The sequence below is a fragment of the Kribbella rubisoli genome, assembly GCF_004217145.1.
Classification (GTDB): Bacteria; Actinomycetota; Actinomycetes; order Propionibacteriales; family Kribbellaceae; genus Kribbella; species Kribbella rubisoli.
The window spans coordinates 95,065-108,224 of sequence record NZ_SHKR01000012.1 but is presented as its reverse complement, the minus strand read 5'-3'; the positions used below and the strand labels follow the sequence as shown (position 1 = coordinate 108,224).

Below are 13,160 nucleotides of genomic sequence, written 5' to 3'. Positions count from 1 at the left end.
CGTATGGATCGACGTAGTTCGCTGACCGAGGCGCAGCGGGTGCTGGCGCTAGGTTTGTTCGAGGAGGGGATGGGCTCGTGGGCTGTGGCGACGCGGCTGGTGGCCGCGCCTGACCCGGTCAAGCTGCTGTATCAGCGGTGGCGGATCCATGGCAAGGGAGCGCTGGTGGCCCAACCAGGCAAGCGGGCATTCTCGTTCGAGTTCAAGCTGGCCGTGGTCGAGCGGTTCCTCGCCGGTGAGCCGGCCACGGAGCTGGCGGCCGAGCACGAGTTGTCCTCGCCGAAACTGGTGAAGACGTGGGCCCGTAGGTATCGCCAGGAGGGTGCTGATGGGCTGCGGCCGAAACCGAAAGGCCGGCCACGAAAGGACCCTGAGTCAGCACCGCCGGAGTCGGAGCTGGAGCGGCTGCGTCGGGAGAACGAGCTGCTGAAGGCGAAGGTGGCCTATCTGGGAAAATTGAAGGCCTTGAGGGAGCAGCAAGAACGGCGGTGAAGGTCCGGGCCGTCATCTCTCTCAAGGCTGAACACTGCCTGGACTTGTTGCTGGGTATCGCGGGTCTGGCCCGCTCGACGTTCTTCTACCACCAAGCCCGACTGAGACGGTCCGATCCGCAGGCCGAGCTCAAGTCGGCGGTTAAAACCGCCTTTGATCAGGCCAAACACCGCTACGGACACCGCCGTGTTCACGCCGTGCTGGCTCGACAGGGCTGGCGGGTGGCGAAGAAGACCGTGCTGAAACTGATGCGGCAGCTCGGGCTGCACTGCCCGGTTCGGCGCCGGCGTCGTTACGTTTCCTATCGCGGTGAGGTCGGCAAGACGGCACCGAACGTGCTCGACCGCAAGTTCGACGCCGAGGCGCCGAATCAGAAATGGGTCACCGACGTCACCGAGTTCCGCCTCGGGGACCGCAAGCTCTACCTGTCGCCGGTGATGGACCTGTTCGACCACCAGATCATCGCCTACACAATCGGCAACTCACCGAACCTGACCCTGACCAACAACTCACTGCGCGACGCTCTGGCCACCCTCGACCCCGGCCCCCGCCCCGGCCAGGCGCTGCTGGTGCACTCCGACCAAGGGTTCCAGTACCAGCACCGCTCCTGGCAGCGTCTGCTCGCCGGCGCCGGCGCGACCCAGTCGATGTCTCGCAAAGCCAACTGCCACGACAACGCCGTCATCGAGAACTGGTTCGGACACCTCAAAGAAGAACTCTTCCACCACACCACCTACACCGACACCCGCGCGTTCGTCGCCGCCCTCCACGACTACATCACCTGGTACAACAACCACCGCATCTCCACAAACCTCAAGGGCCTGAGCCCGGTGCAGTACCGGACCCAGGCCCTCGCAGCCTAGAAACCCTCTATAACCTCTTACTCAACCAGTCCAACTTTCGGGGACCAGTTCAACTGCTCCGGGGGGCTTTCTGCTGTTCTCACCGCATGGTGTACGCGATGATCACCGTTTGCGTCGTGCTGTTCCCGGCGGCATCCGTCGCCGTCGAGCGCAGCGAGACGGCCTTACCGGCCGGCGTCGGGAAGATCGCCTTGTGACCGGCGACCGGCGCCTGCTTCCAGGTCGCTCCGCCGTCGCCCGAGTACTCGACCTTCACTGTCGTCACGCCCTCGGCCGTGAAGGGCAGGACCGTGACCGGCTTGCGCACCATCGTGTTGTTGCCGTCAACCTCGGGCTGGAAGGCAACCGTGTGGATCGGGATGTTCGGCTGGTCGGCCGACGAGGTGAACGTCGCCTCCAGATCGATCCGGGTCGCGAACGGCCAGACCTCCTGCGCGCGGGTCGCGACGAGCTTGTACGACGCCTTGCCCGCCGGCAGCCCGGTAGCGCTGATGCCGAACCCGTCCGTGGCTCCGATCTCGGTCCCGTCGCGGTACAGCGTCGTACTCGCGGACGTGGTGTCGATGTAGCCACCGTGGCCGTCCGCATCGGTGAGGCTGTTCAGGTAGATGTCCATCCGGTCCGCGGTCCGGGTGGTGGGGGCGAACGCGAACACCGACGGACCGAACGCCGCAGCATTCCACCGCTCCTGGTAGTGCCGCCCGGCCTTGTAGACCACCGGCGCACCCTCGATGCGCCATTTCCCGAACGGGAGGTCCGAGCCGTCGACGTCCTCCTCGGTCGATCCGGACCAGCCGTACGGCGTCTGGTCCACGTAGTAGCGGATCGTCCGCGGCAGGTCGAGGCGGATGACTCTCGCCCATCCGCCGCCGCCCGTCGGCCCCACCGCGGACAGCATCTTGAAGACTCGTGGCTCGACCGTCTTGTTGACCGTGCTGTCCACGGTCGCGAGGTCGGACTGCTTCACCAAGCGGTCGAACCCGGTCGGGAAGTCGCCAGGCTGGAAGTTCGCGATCCCGTACAGGTACGGCGTGTTCGTGAACAGCCCGTCCGCGCCCGGCACACCCCATTGGGACATGACGTGCCCGGTCATCTCGGACGTGGGGAGCTTCGGACCGGCGTTGTAGGTGAACATCGTCCCCGACAAGAATCCGCCGGCGGAGTACGTGTACTGGCCGCCCTTGATCGTCCGGTCGAACCCGATGTCGGAGTTGGCCTGCACCGCGTCGGCCTTCGGCACCGAGGTGGTCACCGGCTTCGCCTTCCGCGCATCGAGGACGACCGTCTGGTCCCCGGTCAGCTTCACACTCGGCGCAACCAGCGTGAAGAAGATCCAGTCCTCCGTGCCGCGCTCGAACTCCTGGAACTGGTTGAGTATGTACTCGCCCTGCGTCAGCCTGAGCGTCACCGTGCCGTTCTCGTCCGGCGAAACCATGTCGTTCTCGTCGTTGTCGACGCCGATGACGGACACCGGGTAGTCCGGGTCCGGGGCGCCGTTCGGCTTGATCAGTTTGACGGTCAGCGTGTACGTCGGGACTTCCTTGTCCACACCCACCGGTACGACGACGGTCTGGCCGCCGCCCGTGGCGGTGATGCGGCCGCTGTAGAGGCCGTCCGCGCCGCCGAGGCTGGTGTCCGACGTCGCCTGCACGGACGCCGTACCGCCGGCCGGAACGGTGACCGAGTCGGCGCTCAGCTTCAGCGCGCCGGCGGGGGCCGCCGTACCGTCGGGGCCGTTCAGCACCGACGACAGCGACAGCGTGACGGCCGCGTCGCCGAGGTTGCGGTAGGTCACCTCGCGAGTGATGGGCTGGTCGTCGGTGTGCGGGTACGACGCTTTGCCGAACGACACGTTGCCGGGCTCGGAGACCACGCTCTGCTTGATCGCCGTGGTCAGGTCGATCCGCCCCGCGCCCTGCTGGAAGGACGTCTGGTCCGCGGCGACCTTCGCCGAACCCATCAGCGCGGCCTTCAGCTCGGCCGGCGTCCAGGACGGGTGTTCCTGCAGCAGGATCGCGGCCGCGCCCGCGGTGTGCGGCGTCGCCATCGACGTACCCGAGAGCCGCAGGTACTTGTCGCCGACCGGCTCACCGATCGTCGAGTCCTTCGACTTGGCCGCGACGATGTCCGTGCCGGGCGCGGTCACGTCCGGCTTGAGCGCGCTGTCACCGGTCCGCGGCCCGCGGCTCGACGTCAGGTTGAGCTGGTCCTGCTTGGTCACGTTGCCGACCGTCAGCGCCGCATCCGCGCTACCCGGTGAGTCGATCGTCCCGTCGCCCGGCCCTTCGTTGCCAGCAGCAACAACAAACAGAGTGCCGGTCTGCGCGGTCAGACGGTTCACGGCCTCCTCGAGCGGGTCGAGGTCCGGGGTGTCCGTGCCGCCGAGGCTGAGGTTGACGATCTTCGCCTTGACGTCGTTCGCGGCCCAGTCCATGCCGGCGAGGATCGCGGACTCCTCGCAACCCCAGACCTCACAGACCTTGCCGTCGTAGATCCGGGCGTCAGGCGCCACGCCCTTGTACTTCCCGTCCGACGCAGCGCCGGTGCCGGCGATGGTCGAGGCGACATGGGTGCCGTGACCGACGAGGTCGTCGGCGGACTCGGTGGTGAAGTTCTTCTCGCCCACGACCTGCGTCGCGAGGTCGGGGTGGGTCGCGTCGATGCCGGTGTCGAGCACCGCGACCGAGACGCCCTTGCCGGTGTACCCGGCCTGCCACGCGACCGGTCCGCCGATCTGCGGGACCGACTGGTCCAGCAGCACCTTCCGCTTGCCGTCCAGCCACAGCTTGGTGAATCCGCCGGAGCTCATGAACGTCGTGGCATCCGACTTGTTGACCTTCATCGCCGCGCCGCCGATCGATGGCAACTGGCGGGTGACCCTCGTCCCGGCCGGCACGGCGCGCTTCGCAGTACCGGCGTACGTCGTCAGCACCGGGATCGTGCTCGTCGAGGCGTCGTCGTACTTGTCCTTGACCAGCTCGGCGACATCGAAGAGCCGGCGGTCGATCTTGCCGTCACCGACCGCCTTGGTGACATCGGCCGGGATCACGTACGAGTGATCCTTGGTCCGGTAGCTGGTGAAGCCGACGTGCTGCCGGCCCGCCCCCGGTTCGATCGTCGCCTTGGCCAGGTCACCGCCGGGCAGGACGACCTTGTCGCCGGTGATCAGCGTGACGCTGACGTCTTTGCTCCCCGCGGAACGGGCGGTGGCCGCCGGGCCGGACGGAACCGCGTGAGCGGTTCCTCCCAGACCGGCGACCAGACCCGCGACCGCCAGTACGGCGATCGCGGGCGTTCCTCTGTGCGTGAATTTCACAGGGCCTCCCCAGAAATCGGTTGTCTGCGCGACCTTCACAACGTGACGACCGGTCTCCGGGGTTGCACGGTCAGCTCAACGGATAGGCGCCGATAACGGTCAGTTCCGTAATGTCTCCGGCTCCGTCGACCAGGTGGGACTTCAGCGAGATGCTCTTGGCGGTCTTCGGGGTCACGAAGATCGCCTTGTAATCGCCGTGCCCGGTCGGCGCGACCGCGGCGTCGTGCCAGGTCTTGCCGTCGTCACCGGAGAACTGGATCGTCAGCTTCCGGATCTTGGGCAGCGCATGGCCGGGCTGCGCCTCGACCACGAGAGGCAGCACAGTGACGGGCTTGCGTTCGGCCACGTTGTGGCTGTTCACCGTCGGCCGGTAGCGGATCCCGAGCAACGGCAGCGGCTGCTGCTCGTCGGTCGCAGCCGAGGAGAACGTCCAGCGCAGATCCGTCCGCGTGCTGAACGTGCTGAACGACCGCCGCGTCTGCGTCGATTCCAGCGTGTACGTCGACTTCTCCGCGGGCAGACCGGTCGCCTCGACATACCCGAAGTACGGCGACTCGGCGACGACCTTCCCGCCCTGGATCAGCTTGCTGGACTCGGCGTCGGTGGCGCCGTAGCCGTTGTTTCCGTCAGCGTCGGCCAGACCGTAGGCGGACACGATCAGGTCGTTCTGCGCGCGGGCCGCGAGATCCGGAGCCATCGTGAAGGCCGCGGCGTTGAACCGCTCACGGTACGACTTGGCGGCCCGGTACGACTTCACCGGCGACAACAGCCGGCTGATCGTCTGCGGGAACGGGTCGTTCGGATCCGTGCTCGGGATGATCTCGTCGGTCTCCAACTGCCAGGTGACCGGCTTGCCCTCGGCGTACAGCGTCGTGGTCAGCGGAGCCTTGCCGTAGTCGAGGACCGGCGACCAGCTGCCGTTCATCCCCGGACCGTTGCCGATCAGGACTCGCTCGATGGCCCTGTCGCTCGTGGCATTGGTGGTCTGTTTGACGACGGCCTGGTCCTTCGTCTTGACCGCACGCACGAATCCGGTCGGGAACACCCCGGGGAACGTGTTCAACTGACCTACGACGTACGGCGAGTTGTTGAACGAGCCGTCCGCGTCCGGCTTTGCCCACTGGGACACGACATGACCGGTGAATTGCTCCGGCGGCAGCGCGGGACCGAGTTGGGCGCTGTAGACGGCGTTGAAGTCAGACGCCAGACCCGCGTAGCCGAATCCGTAGCTGCCGTCGGCGGACGTCCGGTCGAACCCGACATCGGCGAGCGCGACCTTCGCATCGGCCTGCGGAACGGTCACCTTGACCTGCTTGGTTGCGCGGGCGTCGAACACCACCGTGGTGTCCTTGGTCAGCTGGATGGACGGCTGCACCAGGCTGTAGCTGGCGAGGCTGCCGTCCGGCTGCTCGACGAACTGGCTCGCCTGCACCAGGTACTCGCCCTTCAGCAGCCGCATGGTGATCGTGTCGTTGCCGTCACCGAGGAACTGGAAGAAGTTCCGCTCCATCGCGGTGAGGACGCTGTCGACCGGAGCCGGCTTGCCGTCCGGGCCGATCGCCTTCAGGGTCAGGGTGTAGCTCTCCTGTTCCTTCTCGACACCGATCGCGTTGGTGACGGTGGTGTCGCCACTCGTCGCGGTGATGCGGCCGGAGTACGGGCCGTCCGGACCGTTGTGCTTGGTGTTCGAGGTCGCCTGCACGGACGCCGTACCGCCGGCCGGGACGGTGACGGAGGTTGCGCTCAGCTTCAGCGCATCCGCCGGAGCCGGGCTACCGTCCGGGCCGTTGAGCGATTCGGCGAGGTTGAGCGTGGCGGCCTGGTCGCCGAGGTTGCGGTACGTCAGCGTCTTGGTGACCGGGGTGTCGTCGTCGTGCGGCCACACCGCCGTACCGAACGAGACGTTGCCGGGCTCGGCGATCACGGTCTGTTTGATGCCCTTGGCAACATCCACGCGGCCGGCGCCCTGCTCGAACGCGGTCTGGTCGGTGGCCGGTTTGGCCGAACCCATCAGCGCGCCCTTGAGCTCGGCGGCCTTCCAGTCCGGGTGTTCCTGGGCCAGGATCGCGGCGGATCCGGCCACGTGCGGCGTCGCCATCGACGTACCGTCGAGGCGCAGGTAGTCGTCGCCGACCGGCTCGCCGATGATCGAGTCCTTGGCCTTGGCCGCGACGATCGACACACCGGGTGCGCTGATGTCCGGCTTCACGGCTCCGTCGCCGACGCGCGGTCCGCGGCTGGAGAAATCGGCCAGCCCGTTCTGCTTGTCGACGGCGCCCACGGTGAGCGCGGCGTCCGCGCTGCCCGGCGAGCCGATGGTGCGCTCGGCCGGTCCGTCGTTGCCGGCGGCAATCACGAAGAGCGTGCCGGTCTCGGCGGTCAGCCGGTTCACGGCCTCCTCGAGCGGGTCGATGCCCGGGGTGTCGGTGCCGCCCAGGCTCAGGTTCACGACCTTCGCCTTGACCTCGGTCGCGGCCCACTCCATGCCGGCCAGGATCGCGGAGTCCGGGCAGCTGCCGAAGTCGTCGCAGACCTTGCCGTCGTACAGCCTCGCGTCGGGCGCCACGCCCTTGTACTTGCCGTTCGACGCGGCCGCCGTACCGGCGATCGTGGAGGCCACATGCGTGCCGTGGCCGAAGTGGTCGCCGTCCGGCGCGTCGGTGAAGTTCTTCTCCCCCACCACCTGGGTCGCGAGGTCCGGGTGCGACTTGTCGATGCCGGTGTCGAGGACGGCGACCGGGATGCCCTTGCCGGTGTAGCCGGCCTGCCACGCGACCGGAGCGCCGATCTGCGGGACCGACTGATCAAGCGTGACCTTGCGCTTCCCGTCGAGCCAGATCTTGTCGATCCCGGCACCGGTCTGGACGCGTGCGGGCTTGGTCACCTGCAACGCCGCGCCGTTGATGACGGGCAACTGGCGTGAGACCTTCGCGCCCGGGACCGCGGCCCGCTTCTGGGCCTTCCCGCTGTACGTCACGATCAGCGGGAGCGTGGCGCTCGACTTGTCGTCGTACCCGTCCTTGATCAGGCCGGTGACGTCGAACAGCCGGCTGTCGAGCTTGCCGGTCGACAGCTGCTCGCGGACGTCCGACGGCACGACGTACAGGTGGTCCCGCAGCCGGTACGAGCTGAATGCGACGTTGGTCCGGCCGGCGCCGGGGCGCACCGCGGGCTTGGCCGGATCGCCGCCCTTCAGCGTGATCCGGTCACCGGTGATCAGCGTGACGCTCTTGTCCGTCGGCTTGGCGGCCTTCGCCGCGAGTGGATGAGCTTGCGGTACTGCGGATGCATGGCCCGGGGCGGAGAGCCCGAGGCTCAAAGCGGCGATCGAGGCGACGGCTGCTAGGCCGAGGCGCCTCGACCGTGGTGTGGATACCACGATGAGTCCCTCCCGATCGTTGTCCTCACATCGGGCCGCCCAACGCCTCCTCACGGAGCGGAGCCGGGCGACCACTCACCGGTAGATGTCCGGACCCGACCAAAAGGTTGCCTGTATGACCTGCCACGGCAGGTTCCTGTCCGACTACTGCCCGTAAGGGCAGGCAGCTCAGGCAGGCGGAGCGACGGCGGCGTCCGCCGGGCCGGAGGCGGCGAGGGAGGCGGCGATAAAGCCGGAGGCCTTGAGGTCCTCGACCACGTCGTGGAGGTAGGCGACCGTGTCTGGGTGCTTCGACCTGGCGGTGCCAACGGCCTGCTGGATCTGCATGAACCGCTCGTCGATCACACGGAGGTCGGGGTGCTCGGCGACGTACGCCGCGATCGGCTGCCGGATGCCGGCCGCCGCCTCCAGCCCTTCCGCCCGGAACACGTCGACGCCTTCCTCACCCCGCACAACTGTTGCCTGCTGCAACGTTCTGGTCAGGTAGAGGTCGTACGCGGAGCCCTGCTTCACGCCGATCCGCACACCGTCGGCGTCGACCTCGGCGACCGTGGCGAGCTGTGAATCCCGCGGTACGGCGTACACGCCTTCGATCACGACGTACGGCGCGGTGAAGGCGACCTCCTCCGCGCGGGCCGGGTCGATCGCGAGGAAGCAGATGTCCGCCTGCCCGGTCGTCATCGCCTCGAACGACTTCCGCGCCGCGTCGAAACACACCAGCTCCAAAGGCAGGTCGAGGCGTCTCGCGAGCTCCCGCGCGATGTCCACCGTCACCCCGCCGGGCGCATCCGGCGTACCGTTCGCCAGCACCGGGTTCCCGAGGTTGATGGAGGCCCGCAGCACACCGGTCGGCGCGAGATCCGCCTGCACAGTCGTCATACCCGCGACCCTATCCGCCGGATGCGCCAGGGTCGGCCGACGATTGACGAATCCCGTCAGTCGTACTCTCTGACGGCGGCTCGAGCAGCCGCAGCCAGTTCGTCGTCCTTCGACGGCGCGAACACGCTGGTCGTCGGTGTCGGGTTCGCGCGGAGCAGACGCGTCCGCTGCCAGGTCGGCGGGTGGTCGGCGTCCGTACGCCCGTTCTGCGCCTGATCCAGCCGGATCAGGCGGACCAACTCGTGGTCGGGGATCTCGGCCGCCGTACGACGCAGCACGTCGAGCGGATCGCTACCCGGCTCGAACCGGACGGCGCGTGCGAGCGCGCGGTAGCACGCGCCGGCGAGCAGCAGGCGCTCCAGCGAACGCGCGGTCGGCTCCGAGCCGACGAGCTCCGCGACCCGGCGGTCGATCCGGTACTCGCGGCGTTGCCGACCGGACAGATCGAGCCGTCGCAGCAGCCGGCGGTACCCACGGATCGGTGGGCCGAGAACCGCGTTGGCGATCTGGACAAGCCGGCTGTGCAGGACCTGGTCGTCACTTCCTTGCCCGACCAGGACGACCACTCCCTCCGACGACTTGAGCTTCCCGTCGCCGGCTGAGTCGAGCGCTCCCGGTCGCACAGTCGCGGCGAGTTCACCGAGGATGTGCTCCGCCGCACCGAGTACGCGATCGTGGCTGCCGCGCTGGTCGTCGTACATGGCGTGAGCGAGAACGGCGTACCGCTCCTGAGGGTTGAGCACGGCCCAGGCCGGGAGGCCGAGTCGCAAGACCCGGCGATACCGCCAGCCGATGCGGTCGATCGCGATCCGGGTGTCGGTGGTGACGACGACGCTCTCGAGTTTCGGCGTACCGGTCTGTACGGCGAGGCGGTCGAGGACGTCGTACAGCTGAGGCGCCTGTTGTCTCGTCACCGCCTGGGCGTTGCCGGGCAAGCGGTTGAGGCGTGGGCGGAAGATCGCCGTGATGACGAAGAGGATCACCGCAAACGGCGCGGCGAACAGCAACGGCCGGTAGAACACGAGCAGAGCCAAGCCGCCGAGCAGCCCCGGCAGCGGCACCAGCAGGACCGGCAACGACAACAGGAAAGCGCCCAGCGAGCGCTCCGGTCCGGAAGTCCGCCCGCTGATCAGGACGTCGGCCAGTTTGCTCTCTCGCTCGACCTCACGGCTCGCCTCCACGAGCGGCGCATCCAGGTTCCAGCTGCAGTGCTGACACCAGACGGCGTACCGCCGATCCCCCGGAAGTTCCCGCCCGCAGTCCGGGCACCCCACCAAACTTTCCATCCCGCAAGAATGCGGTCCGGCAGGGGGCATCAAGAGTTTTTTGCAGAGTCATTGTGTAAGTCGGGGGGCGGTCCTACTGTGTGCGCATCAACTCATCCGATGGGGGTGCAATGAAGCGTCGGAGTGTGGGGCTGCTGGTTGCGGCAGCGATGGTCGTTCCAACGATTGTCGCCGTACCTGCCGAGGCCCACGGTGACAGCAAGCGTGTGGTGGGCTACTACACGAACTGGAGTGGGTACGACCGGAACTACCTGGTCAGCGATCTGGTGAAGACCGGGGCCGCGGCCCGGCTGACCCACATCAACTACGCGTTCGGCTTCGTCGACGCCCAGGGGAACTGCATCAGCAGCGACGCGTGGGCCGACTACCAGCGACCATTCAGCGCCGAGCAGAGTGTGAACGGCAAGGCCGACGAGCCCGGACAGGTGCTCAACGGCAACCTCAACCAGTTCAAAGAGCTGAAGAAGAAGTACCCGAAGCTCCGGATCAGCATCTCGCTCGGCGGCTGGACCGGCTCGGCGCACTTCTCCGACGCAGCACTCACGCCGGCCTCCCGGGCCGCGCACGTGAAGTCGTGCCTGGACATGTGGCTCAAGGGCAACCTGCCCGGTCTCCCCGCCGGTGCCGCGAAGGGCATCTTCGACGGCGTCGACCTCGACTGGGAGTGGCCGGCCAACGAAGGCAACCCGGGCAACGTGATCCGGCCCGAGGACAAGCAGAACTTCACCGCGCTGGTGCACGAGTACCGCAAGCAGCTGGACAAGCTGCCCGGCCGGCACGGTAAGTACGACCTGACCGCGTTCCTGCCGGCGAACCCGACGATGATCGACAAGGGGTTCGAGGTCCGCAAGCTGTTCAAGGACCTGACCTTCGGTACGACGTAGGGGTACGACTACCACGGTCCGTGGGAGACGCTCACCAACCAGCAGTCCGCGATCGACGGGCCGAAGGGTGATCCGACCACACCGGAGTTCAGCTCGCAGGTCACGATCGACGCGTACCTGTCCCGCGGCGCACCGCGCGACCAACTGGTGATGGGGGTGCCGTTCTACTCACACGGCTGGACCGGCGTGACGAACGCGAACCATGGTCTGTTCCAGCCGTCGACCGGTCCGGCTCCGGCGACGTACGAGGCAGGCACCGAGGACTACCGCCTGCTCAAGGCTCACCTGTCCGACTACACCGTGTACCGCGACAACAGGGCCGGGTTCGCCTGGCTGTTCGACGGTACGACGTTCTGGACGTGGGACGACCCGGTCGAGATGGCCCGCAAGGCGCAGTACATCTCACACCGCGATCTCGGCGGCGCGATGATCTGGTCCCTCGACGGCGATTCAAATGGGGAGCTGATCTCGGCGTTGCACCGTAACCTTCGCTGAGTGGATCTGAATACTCTCCAAGATCGGTTCGGCGCGACCAGCGCCGAACCGGTCGTCGGCGGATGCTCGGGCGCAACAGTCGTTCGACTCGCTCGTGGGCCCAACCACCTCTACTACAAGGCCGGTCCCGGCGCCGGCCTCGAGGCCGACCGGCTGGCATGGCTCAACGGGACCGGCTTCCCGTGCCCGCAGCTCGTTGACCGCGGCAACAATTGGCTGCTGACCACGGAGCTCGCCGGCCGCGATGCGTCCGAGGACTGGCCGGCGGCTGACCGCCCCGCCGTCCTGGCCGCGATGGCCGACGGACTACGCGCGCTCGACCAGCTCTCCGGCTGCCCGTTCCCGTCACCCTTCCACGGCGCCGGGGACGCCGTCACGCACGGGGACTATTGCGCCCCCAACGTCTTCATCGACCCTGGCACCCTGCGCTTCTGCGGCATCCTCGACCTCGGCCGCCTCGGCACCGGCGACCGCTACCTCGACCTCGCCCTGATGTACAAAAGCTTGCGCGGCATGAACCCGCAGTACGGCGGCCTCCCTGCGGCCCGCCGCTTCGTCGAACTGTACGGCGGCGACCCGGACGACTCGCGCATCGAGCACTACATCACGCTCGACGACAGCGGCGACTACATGCCCTGATACGCCCGCCGATAGGCGCTCGGTGTCGTGTGCAACGCGGCGCGGAACCGCCTGCGCAGGTTGGTCGCGGACGACAGCCCGACCTTGGTAGCGATCGTCTCGACGGGAAGCTCCGTTTCCTCCAGCAGGACACGGGTCTTGGCGATCCGCTGCGCCAGCAACCACTGCCCCGGCGCAACGCCGAGCTGATCCGTGAACCGTCGCGCGAGCGTCCGCGGTGAAACGTTCGCGCGGCCGGCGAGGTGCTGCAGGGTGAGCGGCTCGGCGAGGTGATCGGTTGCCCAGTCGAGGAGTTCGCCCAACGACTCCACCGGGGCTTGGTCCTCGGTGCGGTACTGAGTCTGGCCGCCCTCGCGGTGCGGCGGCATCACCATCTGCCTCGCAACCCGCGCGGCATGAGCAGCACCATGATCGCGTCGAACCAGCTGCAGGCACAGGTCGATCCCGGTCCCTGATCCACCACTCGTCGCCACGTCGCCGTGGTCGATGTACAGCACGTCCGGATCCACCTGTACTGCGGGGAATCGGCGCTGCAGCTCATCGGCGTACCGCCAATGCGTCGCGGCCCGGCGGCCGTCGAGCAAGCCGGTCGCCGCGAGGACGTAGGCGCCCGAGCAGATGCTGACCAACCGGGCTCCCCGCCGATGTGCCCTCGCGAGCGCCTGCAGAACCTGCTTGGTGGGCTCACGATTGATCGGCAGCCACCCCGGCACGACGATCGTGTCCGCGCGATCCAGCGCCCGCAGACCGGACGTGACCACCATGTCGAAACCCTCGGTAGTGCGGACCGGCCCCGGCTCCTCGGTGCAGACGCTGAAGCGGTACGGCACCTCGCGGAAGACGGCCGCCGCACAGCCGAGCTCGAAGCTCGCCTGCGGTGCGCTGACCAGCGCGACAACTCGGTGCATGGCAAGAAAGTACCTGATC

8 protein-coding genes and 1 pseudogene are annotated in these 13,160 nt (G+C 67.7%); 4 read left to right on the top strand and 5 right to left on the bottom strand.

What is annotated here, in order from left to right:
* The first annotated feature begins 3 nt into the window (after positions 1 to 3).
* Positions 4 to 492, top strand: coding sequence for a helix-turn-helix domain-containing protein (locus tag EV645_RS42705; RefSeq protein ID WP_130444032.1), 489 nt, complete (start codon positions 4 to 6; stop codon positions 490 to 492).
* Positions 489 to 1,355: an IS3 family transposase gene (locus EV645_RS14715; RefSeq protein WP_157997071.1), complete on the top strand. Its 867-nt coding sequence runs from the start codon at positions 489 to 491 to the stop codon at positions 1,353 to 1,355. Before EV645_RS42705 ends, EV645_RS14715 begins: the two co-directional genes overlap by 4 nt.
* Positions 1,356 to 1,434: 79 nt before the next feature.
* Here the strand turns inward: EV645_RS14715 and EV645_RS14710 are convergent, their stop codons facing one another.
* From EV645_RS14710 to EV645_RS14695, 4 genes are all read right to left on the bottom strand, one after another.
* A complete protein-coding gene (locus EV645_RS14710; RefSeq protein WP_130444028.1) occupies positions 1,435 to 4,671 on the bottom strand; it encodes a S8 family peptidase in 3,237 nt (1,078 codons plus the stop codon).
* A gap of 70 nt (positions 4,672 to 4,741) precedes the next feature.
* Positions 4,742 to 8,050, bottom strand: coding sequence for a S8 family peptidase (locus tag EV645_RS14705; protein WP_130444026.1), 3,309 nt, complete (start codon positions 8,048 to 8,050; stop codon positions 4,742 to 4,744).
* A gap of 168 nt (positions 8,051 to 8,218) precedes the next feature.
* Positions 8,219 to 8,929 carry a transporter substrate-binding domain-containing protein gene (locus EV645_RS14700; RefSeq protein WP_130444024.1) on the bottom strand — a complete coding sequence of 237 codons (711 nt, stop codon included), beginning with the start codon at positions 8,927 to 8,929 and terminating at the stop codon, positions 8,219 to 8,221.
* Positions 8,930 to 8,985: 56 nt separating this feature from the next.
* Positions 8,986 to 10,215 carry a M48 family metallopeptidase gene (locus tag EV645_RS14695; RefSeq protein ID WP_130444022.1) on the bottom strand — a complete coding sequence of 410 codons (1,230 nt, stop codon included), beginning with the start codon at positions 10,213 to 10,215 and terminating at the stop codon, positions 8,986 to 8,988.
* 110 nt (positions 10,216 to 10,325) lie between these two features.
* On the opposite strand from EV645_RS14695, the pseudogene EV645_RS14690 reads away from it, so the two are divergent.
* Positions 10,326 to 11,594, top strand: a pseudogene (locus EV645_RS14690) (glycoside hydrolase family 18 protein).
* Positions 11,595 to 12,233 carry a phosphotransferase gene (locus EV645_RS14685; RefSeq protein WP_130444020.1) on the top strand — a complete coding sequence of 213 codons (639 nt, stop codon included), beginning with the start codon at positions 11,595 to 11,597 and terminating at the stop codon, positions 12,231 to 12,233.
* Here EV645_RS14685 and EV645_RS14680 read toward each other — a convergent pair.
* The gene (locus EV645_RS14680; protein WP_130444018.1) at positions 12,221 to 13,141 is read right to left on the bottom strand and encodes a helix-turn-helix domain-containing protein; all 921 of its coding nucleotides are present in this window, start codon (positions 13,139 to 13,141) and stop codon (positions 12,221 to 12,223) included. The two genes, EV645_RS14685 and EV645_RS14680, sit on opposite strands and share 13 nt — an antisense overlap.
* Positions 13,142 to 13,160: the final 19 nt, after the last annotated feature.